This window comes from Streptomyces sp. NPDC005774 (genome assembly GCF_042871645.1).
GTDB classification, from domain to species: Bacteria; Actinomycetota; Actinomycetes; order Streptomycetales; family Streptomycetaceae; genus Streptomyces; species Streptomyces pratens.
Window position 1 is genome coordinate 1 of record NZ_JBIAIV010000088.1, and the last position, 18,240, is coordinate 18,240.

Annotated in this window: 17 protein-coding genes and 2 pseudogenes; 10 read left to right on the top strand and 9 right to left on the bottom strand. The window is 72.3% G+C overall.

Going from position 1 to position 18,240, the window contains the following annotated elements:
* Nucleotides 1-341 precede the first annotated feature (341 nt).
* The gene (locus ACFYQA_RS37865; RefSeq protein WP_388928088.1) at nucleotides 342-1,535 is read left to right on the top strand and encodes a serine hydrolase domain-containing protein; all 1,194 of its coding nucleotides are present in this window, start codon (nucleotides 342-344) and stop codon (nucleotides 1,533-1,535) included.
* A gap of 98 nt (nucleotides 1,536-1,633) precedes the next feature.
* On the opposite strand, the gene ACFYQA_RS37870 is transcribed toward ACFYQA_RS37865, so the two are convergent.
* Both ACFYQA_RS37870 and ACFYQA_RS37875 read right to left on the bottom strand, forming a co-directional pair.
* A complete protein-coding gene (locus tag ACFYQA_RS37870; protein ID WP_388928091.1) occupies nucleotides 1,634-3,226 on the bottom strand; it encodes an HtaA domain-containing protein in 1,593 nt (530 codons plus the stop codon).
* Nucleotides 3,227-3,299: 73 nt separating this feature from the next.
* Nucleotides 3,300-4,763 (bottom strand): HtaA domain-containing protein, encoded by a 1,464-nt coding sequence (locus ACFYQA_RS37875; protein WP_388928094.1) that lies wholly within the window; start codon nucleotides 4,761-4,763, stop codon nucleotides 3,300-3,302.
* A 109-nt stretch (nucleotides 4,764-4,872) separates the two neighbouring features.
* Here ACFYQA_RS37875 and ACFYQA_RS37880 point away from each other — a divergent pair, with 109 nt between their 5' ends.
* From ACFYQA_RS37880 to ACFYQA_RS37900, 5 genes and pseudogenes are all read left to right on the top strand, one after another.
* Complete coding sequence (locus ACFYQA_RS37880) at nucleotides 4,873-5,928, top strand: hemin ABC transporter substrate-binding protein (RefSeq protein ID WP_388928096.1); 1,056 nt, start codon at nucleotides 4,873-4,875, stop codon at nucleotides 5,926-5,928.
* Between the two features lie 50 nt (nucleotides 5,929-5,978).
* Entirely contained in the window at nucleotides 5,979-7,058 is a 1,080-nt protein-coding gene (locus ACFYQA_RS37885) for a FecCD family ABC transporter permease (protein ID WP_388928121.1), read from the top strand.
* Entirely contained in the window at nucleotides 7,055-7,885 is an 831-nt protein-coding gene (locus tag ACFYQA_RS37890; RefSeq protein WP_388928098.1) for a heme ABC transporter ATP-binding protein, read from the top strand. The genes ACFYQA_RS37885 and ACFYQA_RS37890 overlap by 4 nt, the downstream gene beginning before the upstream one ends.
* A 57-nt stretch (nucleotides 7,886-7,942) precedes the next feature.
* A pseudogene (locus tag ACFYQA_RS37895) lies at nucleotides 7,943-8,071 on the top strand (iron transporter); the annotation flags it as partial.
* Nucleotides 8,037-9,083, top strand: a complete 1,047-nt coding sequence (locus tag ACFYQA_RS37900; protein ID WP_388928101.1) for a hypothetical protein — start codon at nucleotides 8,037-8,039, stop codon at nucleotides 9,081-9,083. The pseudogene ACFYQA_RS37895 and the gene ACFYQA_RS37900, both read left to right, overlap by 35 nt.
* Nucleotides 9,084-9,159: 76 nt before the next feature.
* Here the strand turns inward: ACFYQA_RS37900 and ACFYQA_RS37905 are convergent, their stop codons facing one another.
* Nucleotides 9,160-9,897 (bottom strand): bifunctional DNA primase/polymerase, encoded by a 738-nt coding sequence (locus ACFYQA_RS37905; protein ID WP_388928102.1) that lies wholly within the window; start codon nucleotides 9,895-9,897, stop codon nucleotides 9,160-9,162.
* Nucleotides 9,898-10,081: 184 nt separating this feature from the next.
* Entirely contained in the window at nucleotides 10,082-10,771 is a 690-nt protein-coding gene (locus ACFYQA_RS37910) for a TetR/AcrR family transcriptional regulator (RefSeq protein WP_388928105.1), read from the bottom strand.
* A gap of 111 nt (nucleotides 10,772-10,882) precedes the next feature.
* Between ACFYQA_RS37910 and ACFYQA_RS37915 the strand changes: the two genes are divergently transcribed.
* Nucleotides 10,883-11,119 carry a DUF6243 family protein gene (locus ACFYQA_RS37915; RefSeq protein ID WP_388928107.1) on the top strand — a complete coding sequence of 79 codons (237 nt, stop codon included), beginning with the start codon at nucleotides 10,883-10,885 and terminating at the stop codon, nucleotides 11,117-11,119.
* On the opposite strand, the gene ACFYQA_RS37920 is transcribed toward ACFYQA_RS37915, so the two are convergent.
* The 3 genes from ACFYQA_RS37920 to ACFYQA_RS37930 form a co-directional block, all read right to left on the bottom strand.
* On the bottom strand, nucleotides 11,116-12,132 hold the full coding sequence (locus ACFYQA_RS37920) for a small ribosomal subunit Rsm22 family protein (RefSeq protein ID WP_388928110.1): 1,017 nt from the start codon (nucleotides 12,130-12,132) through the stop codon (nucleotides 11,116-11,118). The genes ACFYQA_RS37915 and ACFYQA_RS37920 overlap by 4 nt on opposite strands.
* Before the next feature lie 111 nt (nucleotides 12,133-12,243).
* Nucleotides 12,244-13,362 carry a serine hydrolase domain-containing protein gene (locus tag ACFYQA_RS37925; protein ID WP_388928124.1) on the bottom strand — a complete coding sequence of 373 codons (1,119 nt, stop codon included), beginning with the start codon at nucleotides 13,360-13,362 and terminating at the stop codon, nucleotides 12,244-12,246.
* Nucleotides 13,363-13,373: 11 nt separating this feature from the next.
* Entirely contained in the window at nucleotides 13,374-14,888 is a 1,515-nt protein-coding gene (locus ACFYQA_RS37930; protein ID WP_388928127.1) for a multidrug effflux MFS transporter, read from the bottom strand.
* Between the two features lie 210 nt (nucleotides 14,889-15,098).
* Here ACFYQA_RS37930 and ACFYQA_RS37935 point away from each other — a divergent pair, with 210 nt between their 5' ends.
* Nucleotides 15,099-16,100, top strand: a complete 1,002-nt coding sequence (locus ACFYQA_RS37935; RefSeq protein ID WP_388928113.1) for a Gfo/Idh/MocA family protein — start codon at nucleotides 15,099-15,101, stop codon at nucleotides 16,098-16,100.
* Between the two features lie 358 nt (nucleotides 16,101-16,458).
* On the opposite strand, the gene ACFYQA_RS37940 is transcribed toward ACFYQA_RS37935, so the two are convergent.
* Nucleotides 16,459-16,785 (bottom strand): nuclear transport factor 2 family protein, encoded by a 327-nt coding sequence (locus ACFYQA_RS37940; RefSeq protein ID WP_388928115.1) that lies wholly within the window; start codon nucleotides 16,783-16,785, stop codon nucleotides 16,459-16,461.
* A gap of 157 nt (nucleotides 16,786-16,942) precedes the next feature.
* Between ACFYQA_RS37940 and ACFYQA_RS37945 the strand changes: the two genes are divergently transcribed.
* Nucleotides 16,943-17,485 (top strand): DoxX family protein, encoded by a 543-nt coding sequence (locus tag ACFYQA_RS37945; RefSeq protein WP_388928118.1) that lies wholly within the window; start codon nucleotides 16,943-16,945, stop codon nucleotides 17,483-17,485.
* A 133-nt stretch (nucleotides 17,486-17,618) separates the two neighbouring features.
* Complete coding sequence (locus tag ACFYQA_RS37950; protein ID WP_388928130.1) at nucleotides 17,619-18,062, top strand: MazG-like family protein; 444 nt, start codon at nucleotides 17,619-17,621, stop codon at nucleotides 18,060-18,062.
* Here ACFYQA_RS37950 and ACFYQA_RS37955 read toward each other — a convergent pair.
* Nucleotides 18,029-18,151, bottom strand: a pseudogene (locus ACFYQA_RS37955) (DNA-binding response regulator); the annotation flags it as partial. The gene ACFYQA_RS37950 and the pseudogene ACFYQA_RS37955 overlap by 34 nt on opposite strands.
* Nucleotides 18,152-18,240 lie beyond the last annotated feature (89 nt).

An 18,240-nucleotide genomic window follows, 5' to 3' on the forward strand; every position in this document is an offset into this window, starting at 1 on the left:
CCCGGAGGGCCGGGCGGCCACTCCTCGGAAGCCACTGAAGGCAAGAAGCCATAAGCCACACCCGGCCCTCCCGGGCCACCTAACAACTTACGGAGTGGCCATGACGTGCAGCAGACTGCCAGGTGGCGGTCGCACGCAGGACCATGCCTGACCTGAGTCTCCTCGCGGCCGGCCGCCTCGTGACGGAGGCCGCCGCCGGGCACGCCCTAAGGGGCACCCCGAGAACTGACCCCGGAATATGGGTGGTTGGACTCCTCTGTGCGCAGGATCTGGAGGGCGTGCGTGATCACCAGGATGGGGACCGTCCGAAGCCCCACCCCCTGGAAAGACGGAGTCCGCCCATGACCGCTCGTACTCGTACTCGTGCTCGCACCGCTGTCGCCTCCGCTCTGTTGGCCGCTCTGGTCATCGGTCCGCTCGCCGGAGCGGCCGGCGCCGTTCAGCCCGGAACTGCGGCGCCCGTCGCCGCGGCACCCGGCATGGCGCTGTCCGCCGGAGACGCCCCGGCCGACGGCGAACCCGATACCACCGCCCTGGAGAAGGCCCTCGTCGGAATCCCCGACGTGGACATCTCGGCCGCCCTCGTCCGGGTCGGCGGCAAGGGTCGTTGGACGGGGACCGCCGGGGTGCGGGACCTGCGGACCGGGGCCCCGGCGCTGGAGAACGCGCGGTTCCGGGCCGGCTCGACGACCAAGGTGGTCACCGCGGCGCTCGTGCTGCAACTCGTCGCGGAGGGACGGGTGGAGCTCGACGCCCCCGTCACCCGTTATCTGCCCGGTCTGCTGCCGGACTCCTTCGCCGAACCGCCGACCGTGCGGCACCTGCTCACGTACACCAGCGGCCTGAAGCCCGGCGCGAACCTCGGTTCGACCACCGAGGAGATGTACCCCAACCGGTTCCGGACCCTCAGCCCGCAGCGGGTGGTGGCCACGGCGGTCGCGAAGGGGCCGGCGTTCGGCCCCGGGAAGCGGCAGCAGTACCAGAACATCGACTACACCGTGCTCGGCCTGCTGATCGAGAAGGTGACGGGCGACCGTTACGAACACCAGGCGGACGTACGGATCTTCCGTCCGCTGGGCATGCGGCACACGGGCTTCCCGGTCGGACCGGACCCTCGGATCCACGGCCCGCACCACCGGGCCTACACGGACATCGGCGGCCGGACCACCGACGTGACGGAGTGGAACATGTCCGACCGCTGGGCGGCCGGGAACATGATCTCCACCACCGCCGACCTGGAGCGGTTCCTGGTGGCCCTGTTCCGGGGCCAGGTGGTGCCGCAGCCGCTGCTGGACCAGATGTTCGTCGTCCCCGACGTCGAGGGCGACGCGTCCTACGGCATGGCACTTGAGCGCTTCGTCTACAACGGGACGGAGATCTGGGGCAAGACAGGCTCCCGGCCCGGCTACCACACGGTGCTGGCCGCGACCCGCGACCTGTCCCGGACGGTGGTGTACTCGGTGAACGCCAAGAGCGCCCGGGAGGACGGCTTCCCGCTCGTCGCCCGGTTCGCCCTGCCCGCCTTCGACCGCTAGGGAGTTCCGGAAGGGCATGTCCGCGGCTCTACGCGCGAAGGGTGCCCCTCGGTCGAGGGGCACCCTTCCCTGTCATGCGGTCACCGCGTCCCCGCGGTTCACTCCATTGTCGAGCTGCGCCTGCGGAGGGCGAAGACCACGGCCGCGCCCGCGGCCACCGTTGCCGCCGCCGCGCCGCCGATGGCCGCGACCGGGGTGTCCGAACCGGTGCTGGCCAGGGCGCCGTTCAGGCCGCCCGTGGTGGACCCGGTCGTCGAACCGATGACGCCGCCGGTGCCGCCGGTCGTACCGGTCCCGCCCGTGCCGCCGGAGGTGCCCGCGCCACCGTTGCCACTGCCACCGGTACCGCTGCCGCCCGTACCGCCGGTACCGCCCGGAAGGTCGGCGTCGTCGCTCAGGGCGACCGACAGGCTGACGGGGTCGAGGGCGGTGCCGGCGGTGTAGAAGTCGCCGAAGGCCTTCGCACCGGCCTCGGTGAGGGTGGCGGCAACGTCGTTGACGATGATGACGTCGTCCTTGGCGGTCAGCGCGGACGACTTCGCCTTGAGGGTGGCCAGGACCACGTCCTCGGACTTCTCACCGAGGCTGTCGAAGTCGGCGGACAGCTTGCCTGTGCCGCCGTCGAGGGTCGCCTTCAGGTCGGTCAGGGTGAGGTCGAGGCCGTACTCGCCGCCGCTCTCCTCGTGGCCCTTGAAGTTCACCGCGCCCTCGAAGGAGGCGTTGAGGGTGTCCTCGTCCGTGTCGTAGGTGCCGGACGCGTCGGTGAAGGTGAAGGCTCCGTTGCCGGAGGCCTGGGACGCGCCGTCGGACGCGGTGACCTCGCCCTTGGCGATCGGGCCCACCACGTACGAGCGGAAGGACTCCTTCACGCCCCAGCCGAGGGTGCCGTCGGCTATCTCGCCCCGGGCGGGCGCGGGGGTGTTGTCGTCGGAGGGGGTGGACGCCGACGGGGACGGGGACTGCGAGGAAGGGGACGACTGCGACGGGGACGGGGACTGCGACGGGGACGACGGCTCGTCCGTCGGCTCCTTCGTCGGCTCCTTCGTGGGCTCCGGCGAGGTGGGCTCGTCCGTGGGCTCCGGGTCGGTCGGCTCGGGGTCCGTAGGGGCAGGGTCCGTAGGGGTCGGCTTGGTCTTCTGGACGATCGTCAGCGGGTCGCCGGCCGCGCCCGCGTAGCTCGCGCTGCCGAAGACCTCGCCGGCCTTCTCGGTCAGCTCGGTCGCCATGTCCGTCATCGAGCGGGACACGGTGACGGTCGCGAGCGGGACGTCGTCCTCGGTCGTGCCGCCCCGGGTCACGTCGGCGGTGATCTCGGCGGCCGCGCTGTCGAACTTGACGTCGGAGAGGGTGAGGGCGAAGCCGTGCGCCTTGGACTCGATCGCCAGGCTGCCCTCGAAGCCGATCTCCATCCTGTGCGAGGTGGAGTCGTAGCTGCCGGTGCCGTCGACGAAGGTGAAGGCACCGTTGCCGTCGGCCTGGGTCGCGCCGTCCGCGGGGGTGAAGGTGCCCTTCGCGTAGGTGGCGACGTAGGTGCGGTACGACTCCTTGATGCCCCAGGTCAATTCGTATCCGGTGAGGGGTACTTCGGCCGCGGCGGCGGAGGGCGCGCCGGTGAGGGCGGTGGCGCCGAGGGCGGCGGCCGTGGCCACGGCGGCGGCGATGGCGTTGGAGCGGCGTCGTCTTGCGGGCATGGTCGGGCTTCTCCTTGCTGTGGGTTCGGGGCGGTCCTGCGCAGTGCCCTGAGGGGTGTCCTGCGGGGTTCCCCTACGGGGTGTCCTGCGAGGTGCTCTGCGCAGACCCCTGCGGGGTGGTGTCCGCGGCCGGTCGTGCACGGCGCCTGCGGACGAGGAGCGCGGCCGCTGCGGCGAACGCCGTCAGAAGTCCGGCCGCGAGGGCGAGGGGGAGGGTGGGGGTGGGGAGGCCGCCGTCGTCGTCCTTCGCCGCGCTCGCGACGGGCTCGGCGGACGGGTCGGTCGCGGCCTTGGACGGTGCGGCCTCGGGCGTCGGGGTGCTGCCGAGGTCGGGGAGGGCGGGGAGTTCGGCGTCGTCGGTGAGGGCGACGGCCAGGGAGACGGGGTCCATCGCGGTGCCCTCGGGATACATCCCGCCGAACGCCTCGGCGCCGTCGGCGGTGAGCTTCGCGGGTGCCTCGGTCAGGAGGGCCAAGCCGTCCTTCGCCTTGAGTCCCTTCGCCGTGAAGGTGATCAGCGGCACCTTCTTCCCGCTGTGGTCCGGGCTCTTCACGTCGGCGTGGAGGGTGCCCTTGTCGTCCTCGACAGTGACGCGTACGGCGCTCAGCCGCAGGTCGAGGCCGTTCTCGCCGGTGAAGCGGACCGTGCCGTCGAAGGCGGCGGTCAGGTCGCCGTCCTCGAGCGTGCCCTCGCCGCCGGGGAAGCGGTAGAGGGCGCCGCCGTCGAGGGCGCCCGAGGAGAGGGTCCACTCGCCCTGGGCGAGGTCGCCGGTGACGTACTCGCGGAAGGTGCGGCGCACGCCCCAGTCCACGGCGCCGTCGGCCAGTTCGGTCCTGTCCTTCGCGGCCGGCTTCTCCTTCGTCGCCTTCTTCGGCTCCGGGGACTTCGGCTCCGGCGTGCTCGACGGCTGGGCGGCCGCCCGCTGGATGTCCGCAGAGAGGCTGACCGGGTCCAGTGCGGTGCCGGCGGTGTAGTAGCCGGCGAAGGAGCTGGCACCCTGGGAGGTGAGGGTGGCGGGCAGGTTGTTCAGAACGACGGAGGTGCCGCCGCCGCGCATGTCGATGCCGCCCAGGGAGAGGGAGGCGAAGGGCACCTGACGGGACGTCGTGACCGCCCCGGTGCCCCTCGCCTTGCTCACGACGTCCACGTAGAGCGTGCCGGTGGAGCCGGAGACGCTCACGGTGGGCGAACTGACGGTGAGGTCGAGCTGGTGGCCGCCGGATTCCGTGGCGTGCCCGAGGAAGCGCACTCCGCCGGAGAAGGAGGCGCGGAAGGCTCCCGTGCCGCCGTCGTAGGCGCCCGTCGCCGAGTGGAAGCGGAAGCCGCTGCCGCCGACGGTGGCCGCGCCGCCGGTGAGGGAGAAACTCCCCTTCGCGACGGGCCCGGTGATGTAGCTCTGGAAGGACGACTTGATGCCCCAGTCGAGCCGTCCGCCCTGGACGGTGCGGCTCTCGGCGTGCGCGGTGGCGGCCGGGAGGAGGGCTCCCAGGACGGCCGCGCACAGCACGGTCACGAGAGCACGCAGGCGGGTGGGCATGGCGGATCCTCCGGGGCGACGACCAGCAGAAAGTGAGGTAAGGCTAACCTAAGCTGCATCGCGGACAACATCCGCAGTACCGAAAGGAACGGACGGAACCGTGCGACCCTTGCGCACCCGACTGGCGGAAGCACTGCTGTCCGTGCTCGCCCTCACCCTCACCACGACCGCCTGCGGAGGGCCCTCCGGCACGGGCTCCGGAACGACGGCGGACGGGGCGGACGGCTCCTCGCAGGGCTCTCGGAGCACCTCCCCGGTCTCCGACCGCCTGGAGCCCCTCACCGACACCCCGAGCCCCGAACTCCCGGTCACCGTCCGCTCCGCCGACGGTCGGAAGGTGACCGTCGAGCGGGCCGACCGGCTCGTCCCGCTCTCCGGAAGCCTCGGCGAGATCGTGTTCACCCTCGGCCTCGGGGACCGGGTCGTCGCCCGCGACGTCACCGCCACCTTCGACGAGGCCTCCGAACTCCCCGTCGTCACCAGGGGACATGACGTCTCCGCGGAGAGCGTGCTGTCGCTGCGCCCCGACCTGGTGATCGCCGAGGCCACGACCGGACCGGCCGAGGCGATGGACCAGATCCGCGCCGCCGGCATCCGGATCCTGGTCGTCGATCCGGCGGCCGGCCTCGACGACGTGGGCCCGCGCATCCGGGCCGTCGCCGACGCGCTCGGCGTACCGGAGGCGGGCAGGGAACTGACCACCCGCTCCGAGCAGCGGATCGCCGCCGTCACCGACTCGGTCCCGGACGAGGATCCCCGGCCCCGGGTCGCCTTCCTCTATCTGCGCGGCTCCGCCTCCGTGTACCTCATCGGCGGCAAGGGTTCGGGCGCGACCTCGCTGATCGAGGCCGCCGGCGCGGTCGACGCCGGCGCCGGGTCCGGACTGGAGAAGGACTTCACCGCCATCACCAGTGAGGCACTCGTGAAGGCGGCGCCCGACGCGATCCTCGTCATGGCCAAGGGCCTCGAGTCCGTCGGCGGTGTGGACGGGCTGGTCGAGATCCCCGGTGTGGCGCAGACGCCGGCCGGAATGGACCGGCGCATCGTCTCCGTCGAGGACGGGGTGCTCCTCAACTACGGTCCCCGCACCGACCAGGTGCTCACCTCGGTCGTCGAGCAGCTGTACGGCACGGAGTCGGACACGGAGTCGGGCGGTGCCGCGTGACGCTCCTGGAGAAGCCCGCACGACCGGTGCCGGAACCGGTGCCGACTTCCGTGCCCCCGCCTGCTGCCACCCCCTCCCCCTCCCCCTCGAAGCCCCGGCAACGGCGCACCGCCGCCTGGCTGTTGACCGTCGGCCTCCTCGCCGGTCTGCTGGTCCTGATTCCCATGGCCGCCGCGACCGGCGCCTACCACGTGCCCGTCGGTGACGTCCTGGCCTCGATCCAGCACCGACTCGGGCCCAGTGGCACGCAGTTGGACCGGGTCGCCGAGTCGGTGCTGTGGAACGTACGGTTCCCGCGGATCGTGCTGGCGCTGCTCGTCGGCGCCTCACTGGGCTGCGCGGGCGCTCTGATGCAGGGCGTGTTCGGCAACCCGCTCGCCGAACCGGGAGTCATCGGCGTCTCCTCCGGCGCGGCGGTGGGCGCGGTCGCGACGATCGCCCTCGGGCTGAACTTCGCCGGCAACTGGACGGTGTCGATCCTGGCGTTCGCCGCGGGCCTCGTCACCGTGCTGGTCGTGTACGTGATGTCCCGCTCGGGCGGCCGTACCGAGGTGGTGACGCTGATCCTCACCGGTATCGCCGTGAACGCCTTCGCGGGCGCGCTGATCGGGCTGTTCCTCTTCTTCGCCGACACCGCGGCCGTCAACCAGATCACCTTCTGGCAGCTGGGTTCGCTGTCCCAGGCCACCTGGCCGAAGGTCCTCGCCGTCCTGCCGTGCGCGGTACTGGGCCTGGCCGTGGCCCCGTCGTACGCCCGCCGGCTGGACCTGCTGGCGCTCGGCGAACGGCCCGCCCGGCACCTGGGCGTGGACGTGGAACGGCTGCGGATCGTCCTCGTGCTGATCATCGCGCTGCTGACGGCGGCGGCCGTGAGCGTCTCCGGGGTCGTCGGGTTCGTCGGCCTGGTCGTCCCGCATCTGCTGCGGATGGCGGCCGGTCCCGGACACCGGTTCCTGCTGCCGGGCAGTGCGCTGCTCGGCGCGCTGGTGCTGCTCGCCGCCGACCTGACGGCCCGTACGATCGCCGAGCCCGCCGAACTCCCCCTCGGTGTCCTCACGGCGCTGATCGGCAGCCCGTTCTTCTTCTGGCTGCTGCGCCGCACCCGCCGCAAGCAAGGAGGCTGGGCATGATCCGCCTGCGTCGTCGCCCCGTCCCGCCGCCCGCGCCGGAGCCCGGTGACGTCCTCGCCGAGACGGAGGGGCTGTCCGTCCGGCTCGGTGCCCGTGAGGTGCTCTCGGGGGTGGACGTCACCGTCCGGGCCGGTGAGCTGCTGGCCCTCGTCGGGCCCAACGGGGCAGGAAAATCGACCCTGTTGAGTGTCCTCGCAGCCGATCTCCCGCCCACCTCGGGGGCGGTACGGATCCACGGGCGCCCGGCGTCTTCCTGGTCCGCGCCCGAACTCGCCCTGCGCCGCTCGGTGCTGCCCCAGGCGGCGTCGCTGTCCTTCCCGTTCACGGTGGAGGAGGTGGTCCGTATGGGCCGGGCGCCCTGGACCTCGGCCCGTCCCGAGGACGACGACGCGGCCGTGACCGAGGCGATGGCCGCGACCGAGGTGACCGGCTTCGCCGCGCGCCCGTTCTCCGCGCTCAGCGGCGGCGAGCGGGCCCGGGTCGCCCTCGCCCGGGTACTCGCCCAGCGCGCTCCCCTGCTGATGCTCGACGAGCCGACCGCCGCCCTCGACCTCCGGCACCAGGAGCTGGTGCTGCGACTGTGCCGTGAACGGGCGCTCGCCGGGGACGCGGTGGTCGTCGTCCTGCACGATCTGGGACTCGCGGCGGCCTACGCGACCCGGGTGGCGGTCCTGCGCGCCGGCGAGATCGCGGCCGACGGGCCACCGGACGAGGTCTTCTCCGAGCGGTTGCTGTCCGAGGTGTACGACCAGCCCGTCGAGGTGCTTCCGCATCCCCGGACGGGCGCGGTCCTGGTCCTCCCGAACCGGGACGTGCACAGCGGCTGACCGTCACGTCACACGGTTCGCCCCGGCGCGGCCGGTGTCCGCGCCGGGGCGGGGCATGTCACGGTGTGGCCGCTGTATCCGGTCCCCACGCTCGCACCGCACCCCGCCCCGGTAGGGTTCGCCTCCGGGAAGGGGAGGGTGAAGGAACCGGATGAGCAGGTATCTCGGCCTTCGAAGGCTCCGCGGATTCCGGGGGTTCCACGGGTTCCGCAGGTTCGACCGGAGCGTGCTGATCGCGGCGGCATCGGTGACCGCTCTGTCGTTGACGGCGAGCGGCTGCGTGGTGGTGCACGGTGAGCGGGAGGTACTTCCGGCCACCACCCGTGCCGAAGCGGCCACGGCACTCCAGGAGTTCACGGCCGCCTACAACAAGGCCGACAAGGCGTACGACAGTTCCCTGGACGCCGAGTACACCACCGGCGCGCTCGCCGACATCGACTCGGCGCGACTGGCGGCCGGGAAGGCCAACAGCCCGGACGGCAATGCCCGGCACGCGCCGCTGAAGCTGACGGACGCGAAGTTCACCATCCCCAAGAAGGCCGGCTGGCCCCGCTGGTTCCTCGCGGACGCGGCCGGCAACAAGGGCGGCGGTTCCCGCTGGCTGCTGGTGTTCACGCGCAACGGTCTGGACGAGACCTGGGAGGCGACGTATCTGACGCTGGTCGCCCCGGACGTCCTGCCGAAGTTCGCGGTGGACAAGGACGGCTGGGCCGAGGCGGTGCCCGCGAACGCGGCCGATCTGGCCGTACCGCCCGGCGAGTTGAGCGCGACCTACACGACGTACCTGAAGAAGGGCGAGGACGGTGGCGAAGCCGCCTTCGCCGAGGGACCGCACACCAGCGCGTGGCGGGCACTGCGGACGAAGAAGTCGACCCGGCCGGGCCTGGCCACGCAGTACATCGACGAGCCGATGACGAACGGCAACTACGCGCCGCTGGCGCTGCGTACCGAGGACGGCGGGGCGCTGGTCTTCTTCACCACGCGCCACTTCGAGAAGCAGACCGCAGCCGCCGGGGCGTCCGTGCCGACACCGAACAAGGATGTACTGGCGCTGACCACCGGCGATATCCGGCAGACCCTGACGATGGAGTTCGTGTCCAACGAGGTGGCTCTGGACCCGGGCGACGGCGGCGGTGGCGACGGCGAGGTGGAGATCCTGGGGCGGATCCAGGGACTGACGTCAGCGAAGGGCGAGTAGCGCGGCCGCTGCCGGACGGACGGACCGGACGGACCGGAGTGAAGTACGCAGACCGGAGTGGACCGGACAACAAGCCCTAGCGGCGCGAGGGCCAGGCCGCGGCGGCCGCCTGTTCGGGGTGCTCGCCGGCGTGGCGGGCGCAGGCGTCGGTGAGGTATTCCAGCAGGCTCAGCGGGTCGGGCAGCGGATGTTCCGGGCCGCGGACCCAGTGCACCGACCGGTTGTCGTCACCGGGCAGCCGCGCGGGCGGTACCAGCACGTACGAACCACGGCAGTGCCAGCGCAGGCCGGGATGCTCGTCCATCGTCTCGGGGTGGCAGTCCAGCTCGCACGGCCACCATTCGTCCTCGTCCTCGGGGGTGCCCCGGGTGAGGGTGAAGACCAGCATGCGGCCGTCGTCGCTCTCCGCGACGGGACCGACCTCGACCCCGTCCGCCGACAGGCGTTCCAACGCCTCGCGACCGGCTTCGAGGGGCACGTCGAGTACGTCGTGCACCATGCCGGTCGCGGTGATGAAGTTGGCCTGCAGCTGGTGGCGGGCCCAGCGCTCGATCTGGGCGCGGTCAGTGGTGGACTGCGTCTGCCAGGCGAACGACACGGGGTGCCGGGCGGGAGTCGGACAGCCCACGCGGTCGCAGGAACAGCCGTATCCGGCCGGGTGGGCGGCGGGCGCGAGCGGGAGTCCCGCACCGGCCGCGGCGAGCAGCAGAGCCTCACGGTCGCCTTGGTCGACGGCCGGTTCCGGGCGGCGTCCGCGCAGCCACCGGGAGAGTTTGCCCTGCCTGCCGGTCCTACCGCCGAACTCCGCGCTCATCTAGCTCCTCGCCTCGCCGTCGTGCTCCCCAGCATGCCCTATCGTCCCACCATCCTGCGCCCAGGGGGGCCGGGGCACATAATCGGCACAGCCGGGACAAGCGGGGCCCGGACGTGACGAGGGGCGTCCCCCGGGGCGAAGGGTACGGCTGCGGGGCGCGAGCACCCTTCGCCATCGCGGCTGGTCAACGCGGGGTGAGGCCGTTGAGGGCGTAGTCGACGAGGGCGTCGGTGTACTCGTAGGTGATCGGCCCCGTGTACTGGAGCCAGCGCTGGGCGAGTGGCGAGACGAACAATTCCAGGGCGATGCGCGGGTCGATGTCGGGGCGCACCTGGCCGGCTTCCTGCGCGGAGCGCAGCCGGTCGACGTAGAGCTGGAGCTGCGGTTCCAGCAGCTTGGCGACGAACCTCCGGCCCAGCTCCTCGTTGACGACACCTTCGGCGGCCAGTGCGCGGGACGGTGCCTCGAACTTGGGGTCGCGCAGCTCGTCGACCGTGGCGCGCAGGACGATCCTGAGATCTGCGGCGAGGTCCCCGGTGTCGGGGATCCCCTGGCTCTCGTCGCCCGCCCGGCCCGCCCGGTCCTCACCGTCCTCACGCTCCTCCCGGTCCTCCCGGTCCTCGTGTTCCCGCGGGACGGCGCGGGCGGCCTGCTCGCTCAGGTCGAGGAAGGCCTCCAGCAGGACCTCCGCCTTCGACCCCCACCACCGGTAGATCGTCTGCTTGCCGACGCCGGCGCGGGCGGCGATGCCCTCGATCGTGGTCTTCGGGTAGCCGATCTCCACGACCAGGGAGATGGCCGCGTCGTAGATGGCACGGCGGGAGCGCTCACTGCGGCGGGCGGAGTCGGGGGGTGTGGGGTTGTTCGATGCCATGGGCCGAATTTATCAGGTTGACAAGACGTCGCGTCTCGCCTGAGAGTGGCGAGCACTGGCAAGACGATACGTCTCGCCAACGGTTCGGTAGCCGGAAGAACGGAGATCACCATGTCCCGAGGCGGATCCGGAAACATGCTGGGCGTCGGCGGCACCCGACAGCACCTCGGCCGCAAGGCCCTGCGCGGCGGCGGACGCGACGGCCGCGTCGGCGGCGGGCTCGACGCCCAGGCCCAGAAGCGCGAACTGCTGCGCAAGCTCCAGGAGCGGCGGGAGCAGGAACAGCGGCAGGAAGGAAGCGAAGGAAACGAAGCAGGCGAGGAGGGAGGGCCCGAGGAGCGGGCCTAGTGCCCTTCGTCCTCGGCCGACGGGGACGGCCAGGCGTCGCCCCAGTCGGTGTCCCGGGCCGCCCGGTACAGGTCACCGTGGCGCTTGGTGACGGTGATGCGGCGCAGGGCCGGATCCTTCTCGCACAGGTCGAGGAGGACCTGGCCCTTGCGGATCTGCGGCTTGCGCACGACGCGGGCGGGTGCGGGTGCGGGACTCACCGGGAGGCGGATGGCGGCGACGTAGCTGAACTTCTCGTCCTCGTAGGCGAGGGAGCCGCCCTTGACCTGGCGGTGCAGTGAGGAGCGGCTGACCCGGGCCGAGAAGTGGCACCAGTCGGTGCCGGGGGCGATGGGGCAGGCGGCGCTGTGCGGGCAGGGGGCGGCGACCCGGAAGCCGGCGGAGATGAGCCGGTCGCGGGCCTCGATGACGCGGGCGTAGCCGTCGGGGGTGCCGGGTTCGACGATCACGACGGCCCGCGCGGCCCCGGCGGCGGCGTCGACGAGAGCGGCGCGGTCGCCGTCGGTCAGTTCGTTGAGGACGTAGGAGACGGTGACGAGGTCGGCGCTGTCGAGGGTGAGGGCGGTGCCGATCCGGGAACGCTGCCAGCGGGTGTCCGCGAGGGCGGGGTGGGCGGCGGCGAGCTCCCGGCCGAGGGCGAGGGCGGGCTCGGCCCAGTCGAGGACCGTCACCGGCCGCTTCCCGTCCCAGGTGGCACTCACCGCCCAGGCGGCGGCGCCGGTTCCGCCGCCGATGTCGAGGTGGTCGCCGGGTGTCCACCCGGGCACCGCGTCGGCGAACGCCGCCAGCGCGGACCGTACGGCCTCGAACGTGGCGGGCATCCGGTACGCGGCGTACGCGGCGACGTCCGCGCGGTCGCGCAGGATGGGCGCCCCGGTCGGGGTGGCACCCCGGTAGGTGGCGATCAGCCGCTCGACGGCCTGCGCGGCCTGCCGCGGCGGGAGCCCCTCGAGCAGTCCGGCGAGTGCGCTGCGCAGGGTGTCGGCGGGAGAGGCGGGAGCAGGGGCGTTCACCTGGCGATTCTATGGCGCCGGGCGGAGACCGGATCACCGGCCGGGGCGGCGGAATGGCAGAACGGCGGGGCGGCGGGGCCGCTCCGTGCCCGGGGCCCCCTCACCACATCCTCACCGTCCCCGTATCGCCCGCGCCACCCGCGTCGCCGCCTGTGCGCGCGGGGTGTTGTCCGGGGTGCGGGGGCGGCGGGGGTGGACGGTGTTGGCGAGAAGGACGAGGTAGGTGCCGGTGGCGCGGTCCAGGACCAGGGAGGTACCGGTGAAGCCGGTGTGACCGGCCGCGCCCCGGCCCGCCAGCTCCCCCATGAACCACGGCTGGTCCAGGGCGAAGCCCAGGCCCGGCGGGGTGAGCAGCAGGTCCACGAAGTCGGGGCCGAGGATGCGGGCGGGGCCGTACGAGCCGCCCGCGAGGAGCGTGCGGCAGAGGACCGCCAGGTCGGGGCCGGTGGAGAAGAGGCCGGCGTGGCCCGCGACGCCGCCGAGCGCCCAGGCGTTCTCGTCGTGCACCTCGCCGCGCAGCATGCCTCGGTCCGCCTTGGCCCGGGGCCGCCGCTGGTCCTCGGTGGCCGCCGCGCCCGGACACGGGCCGAAGCCGGTCGCGGTCATGTCGAGCGGCCGGGTGATGCCGTCGCGGACGAGCGTGTCGAGGGTGCGGCCGGTGAGGCGCTCCAGGAGGTGCTGGAGCAGCAGCATGTTCAGGTCGGAGTAGCAGTACGTGCCGGGCACCCCGATCGGCCGCTCCGCGCGGAGCCGGGCCAGGCGCTCGGCGTCGTCGGCGCAGTCGTACAGCGGGAGTTCGGGGCGCAGCCCGGAGGTGTGGGTGAGCAGTTGCCGGACGGTGATGCCGTGCCGTACGGCCGCGGGGAAGTCCGGCAGGTACGCGCCCACCCGGGCGTCGATACCCAGGGTGCCGCGCTCGATCTGCTGCACGGCGGCCACCGAGGTGAACAGTTTGGTCAGGGACGCCAGGTCGAAGGGGGTGTCCACGGTCATCGGCACGCGGTCGCCGGGCGGCAGTTCCACCGGGGTGCCGGTCCGTTCGTCGTACGCCGCATACCGTACGGCCCAGCCCACCGCCTCCTGCACGGCGAGCACCGGGCCGCGGCCGGCGACGACCACGGCGCCCGCGGCCCAGGGGTGGTCCCCGGTGGTGCGGGCGCGGACCTCCCGGACGAGGGCGGCGAGTTCGCGGGGGTCGAGCCCGGCCCGTTCCGGTGTGCCGTGGCGCAGTCTCGGCGCGCTCAGCTGTCCGCCCCCGCTCTCTCGGTTCCACCGGTTACGCGGGTTCCACCGGTTACGCGGGTTCCACCGGTTACGCCGGTTACGCCGGTCCCGTCAGGTCCGCCCGCCGCGTCAGGTCCGCCCGCTGCACCGGCTGCGCGCCGGCGGAGGGTGATTCCGTCCGTGTCGGTGCGTCCGCCCCAAGGACGGCACATTCCAGCGAAACAGGCCAGGGCCACCAGAGCGGCGGCCAGTTGGACGATGCCCATCGGGACGGCGGTGTCCTCCCCCGCGATACCGACCAGCGGGGAGGCGATGGCGCCGATGAGGAAGGACGACGTACCGAGCAGGGCGGACGCGGAGCCCGCGGAGTGCTTGACGCGCATCAGGGCGAGCGCCTGGGTGTTGGGCATGGTGATGCCCATGGCGGACATCAGCACGAACAGCGCGACGGCCATCGGTGCCAGCCCGACGTCCCCGAACACGCCCAGTGCCATCAGCAGGATCGCGGTCGCGGCGGCCACGACGACGACGAGGCCGAGACCGAGCACCCGGTCCAGCCGGACCCGCCCGACCAGCACCTTGCCGTTGATCTGGCCCATGATCATCAGCCCCACCGAGTTGATCCCGAACAGCAGGCTGAACGTCTGCGGGGAGGCGCCGTAGATCTCCTGGATGACGAACGGGGAGGCGGCGACGTAGGCGAAGAGGCAGGCGAAGGCGAAGCCGCCGGTGAGGACGTAGCCGCTGAAGGCCCGGTCGGCGAGCAGCCGGCGCATCGAGCCCAGCGCCTCACCGGCCCCACCGCGATGACGGTCGGCGGGCTCCAGCGTCTCCGGCAGCTTCCGCCACACCACGACCGCCATCAGGACACCGAGGACGGTGAGGACGGCGAAGACTCCCCGCCAGTCCGTCACGCGCAGCATCTGCCCGCCGATCAGCGGGGCGACGACCGGGGCGACACCGGAGATCAGCATGAGCGTGGAGAAGAAGCGGGCCATGGCCACGCCGTCGGACAGGTCACGGGCGACCGCCCGCGCGATGACGATGCCGGCCGCGCCGGCGAGGCCCTGGACCAGCCGGAACGCGATGAGGAGTTCCACGGTGGGCGCGATCGCGCACAGCGCGGTGGCCACGATGTAGACGGCGAGACCGATGAGCAGCGGACGGCGGCGCCCCCACCGGTCACTCATCGGCCCCACCACCAGTTGTCCGAGCGCCATGCCGGCCAGGCAGGTGGTGAGGGTGAGCTGGACGGTGGAGGCGGTGGACCCCAGCGCCCGGGTGACCTCGGGGAGCGCGGGGAGGTACATGTCCATCGCCAGCGGGGCGGTGGCGGTGAGGCTGCCCAGGACGATCGTGACCAGGAGGCTCGCCCGGCCCTGGGCTCCGGGCCCCCCGCTCCGGCTCCCCCGGCCGGCGACGGGTGCCGAAGTGGCCGTTCCCGGCGTCGCACTCGGTGCCGGCCCGGATGTCGTTGCCGGTGCCGGCCCGGATGTCGTTGCCGGTGCCGGCCCGGATACCGGTCCGGACATGGATGCCTCGCCCTCGGACATATGGCCCCTCCCTTTTCGAGTCATGCGCTCCATATGCTCTCAGCCCTTACGGGGTGCTCGTCAGGGACGGCGCTCTCGGGTGAAGATGTTCGCCAAGACGTCATGGGAGCGCTTCCACGGAAAGGCGCGGGCGCTCGCACGAGATCGCGAACCACGGACCATGAACGACGAACGAGCAAGGTGGGGCGGATGACAGGGCAGAACGTGCGCTGGGGAATTCTGGCGACGGGCGGGATGGCCGCGACGTTCACGGCGGATCTGGTAGATCTGCCGGGCGCGGAGATCGTGGCGGTGGCCTCGCGGTCGCCCGAGCCGGCGAAGGCGTTCGCCGAGCGGTTCGGGATACCGCGGGCGTACGGCGACTGGGAGTCGCTCGCGCGGGACGAGGAGATCGACATCGTCTACGTCGCCACTCCGCACTCGGCGCACCGGGCCGCGGCCGGGCTGTGCCTGGAGGCCGGGCGGAACGTGCTGTGCGAGAAGCCGTTCACCCTCAACGTGCGCGAGGCGGCGGAACTGGTCGGCCTGGCGCGCGAGCGCGGACTCTTCCTGATGGAGGCCATGTGGATGTACTGCCATCCCATGGTGCGGCGGCTGAAGGCACTGATCGACGATGGCGCGATCGGTGAAGTACGCACGGTGCAGGCCGACTTCGGACTGGCGGGAGACTTCCCGGCGTCGCACCGGCTGCGGGACCCGGCGCTGGGCGGCGGCGCGCTGCTGGACCTCGGCGTGTATCCGGTCTCGTTCACGCAGCTGCTGCTCGGGGAACCGTCGGACGTCGTGGCGAAGGCCACGCTCTCGGAGGAGAGGGTGGACCTCCAGACGGGCGCGCTGCTCTCCTGGGAGAGCGGAGCCATCGCGTCGGTGCACTGCTCCATCGTCGGCGGTACGTCGACGTCCGCGTCGGTCACCGGTTCGGCGGGCCGGATCGACATCCCGTACGGCTTCTTCTTCCCGGACCGGTTCGTGCTGCACCGGGACGGCAAGGACGCCGAGGAGTTCATCGCCGACCCTGCGGACGGGGCCCGCAACAGCCTCAAGCACGAGGCGGCCGAGGCGATGCGCGCCCTGCGGGCGGGTGAAACCGAGTCCCCGCTCGTCCCACTGGACGGCACGCTCGCGGTGATGCGGACGCTCGACACGATCCGGGAGCACATCGGGGTCCGCTACCCGGGGGAATCCCACTGAGCGATCCGGACATCCGGGCAGCCGGATAGCCGGGCAGTCAGGTAGTCGGACAGCCGGGAGTCGGGAGCCGGGAGTCGACGTGCAGCCTCAGGTAGCCGTCGACCCCTCAGGCTTCACAAGCGGAATGCAATAGTCCGCAACATTGCGGCCGATGGCGGACATATACCCACCCCCTCCTCCACCAAAGCTTCACATATGAAGCGGGCGGCTTCCGCGAACTCCACAGGCCACATCCGGGGGGAGGCGGCAGTCGTTCCACCGCACCGGCAGGGGGCGGACCCGCGTGGGACCGTGGGGTACGCGCCGGTGGGTGGGGCGACTGCCGTGTCGAACCGCGGTGGGACGCCGGACCGGCGCGTCACGCCTGTCCGGTCTCGAAGTGGCTGATCCTGCCGTCGCCGTCGACGGTGAAGCTCCAGCGGGTGTGCATCTCGCCCCAGACGTCGTTGCGGTAGCGGACGACGAGGGCACGGCCGCCGTCGGACTCCCGGTCGACGTCCATGTGACCGTGGGAGGAGAAGACCTCCCGGTCGGTCCAGTCCGCGAGGTCCCGCTCGGAACCGTCGTCCGCCATGGTCGCGCCGGGTGCGAGAAGGGCCATGAAGCCCTCGCGGTCGTGGTTGTTGACGGCGCTGACGAAGGCGCGGACGGTGGGGTCGCTGAGACGGGTGGTCTGGATCGTCATGTCCACCAGCGTCCTCCCGGCCGCCGCAGGGCGCCAGCCGCACCACCCGAACGGCGGACGGCCGCAGGCCGGTCCGGACCCCGGGGTGCGACGGTGGTCACGCCAAGCGACTGCGACTACCAGTACCACTGGGACTGCTCCAGGACCGGGAGACGACGTGACCTGTTACGACCGACGTGATCTGGGCCTGCTGCTGCTTCGGCTGGGGACGGGCGGGGCACTGGCGGCACACGGCGCGCAGAAGTTGTTCGGCTGGTTCGGCGGGGGCGGGATCGAGGGCACCGGCCAGTTCATGGAGACCATCGGCTACGCACCGGGCAGGGCCAGCGCCACAGCGGCGGGCCTCGCGGAGGCGGGCGGCGGCGTACTGCTCGCGCTCGGCCTCGCCACCCCGGCGGCGGGTGCGGCGGCGGCCGGTGCCATGGCGGGCGCGGCGGCCGTGCACGCGCCCAACGGCTTCTTCAACCAGGAGGGCGGCTACGAGCACGCCGCCACCCTCGGTCTGACGGCGGCCGGCCTCGCCGTCACCGGGCCCGGCCGCCTCTCCCTGGACCACGCCCTCGGCCACTCGGCCGACCGGGACTGGATGGTGGTCGCGGCCTTCGCCGCGACCGCGGCGGCCACGGCGGTGGTCGTGGGAGCGCGCAGCCGACGCCTGCGCAAGGCGCGGGAGGGCGAGCAGGAAGCTCTGTTCGACTGACGGCCGACGTGCCTGCGGCGGTCGGACGCCGTCCTGAGGGCCGAGAGCCGAGGGCCGGGCGTGGTCGGCGTCCTGTGCCAGGGTCTACCGTATGAGCGACCCGAGCCCCAGCCCGATGCCGATGTCGACGCCGATGCCGGTCCAGAGCGCACCCGCGCTCGCCTCCTCCCCCTCCCCCTCCGCCCCTTCCATCCCTTCCCCGTCTTTCTCGTCGTCCGGTGGCTTCTGGGATTCCGTCGACGGACTGCACGCCTGGCTGGAGACCCATGGCGCGGTCGACGGCCGGGAGGCTCTGCTGCTGCGCGTCCTGAAGCTGTCCGAGGAGGTCGGTGAGGTCGCCCAGGCGGTGATCGGCGTCACCGGGCAGAATCCGCGCAAGGGCACCACGCATTCCTGGGACGATGTCAGTGCAGAGTTGTGCGATGTCGCTCTCACGGCGCTCGTCGCCCTGCGCTCCCTCACTCCCGACGCCGGTGAGGTCTTCACCCGGCACGTGGCGAAGGTCGCCGCCCGCTCGTACGGCGGGGACGCCCCTGACGCCGGTCAGGAGCGCCGGGCGGCACCGCCCTCCAGGTAGCGGAGGACCGCGGCGACCCTGCGGTCGGTACGGTCGTCGGTGGGGGCCAGGTCGAGCTTGGCGAAGATGCTGCGGATGTGCTTTTGACATCCTCCCCCTCTTAAAAGACTCCGTTGGGAAATCCGTGAATCGGTGTTGGCGGATGGCCTGGACTGTCAGGATCGGTATGTCGTCGATC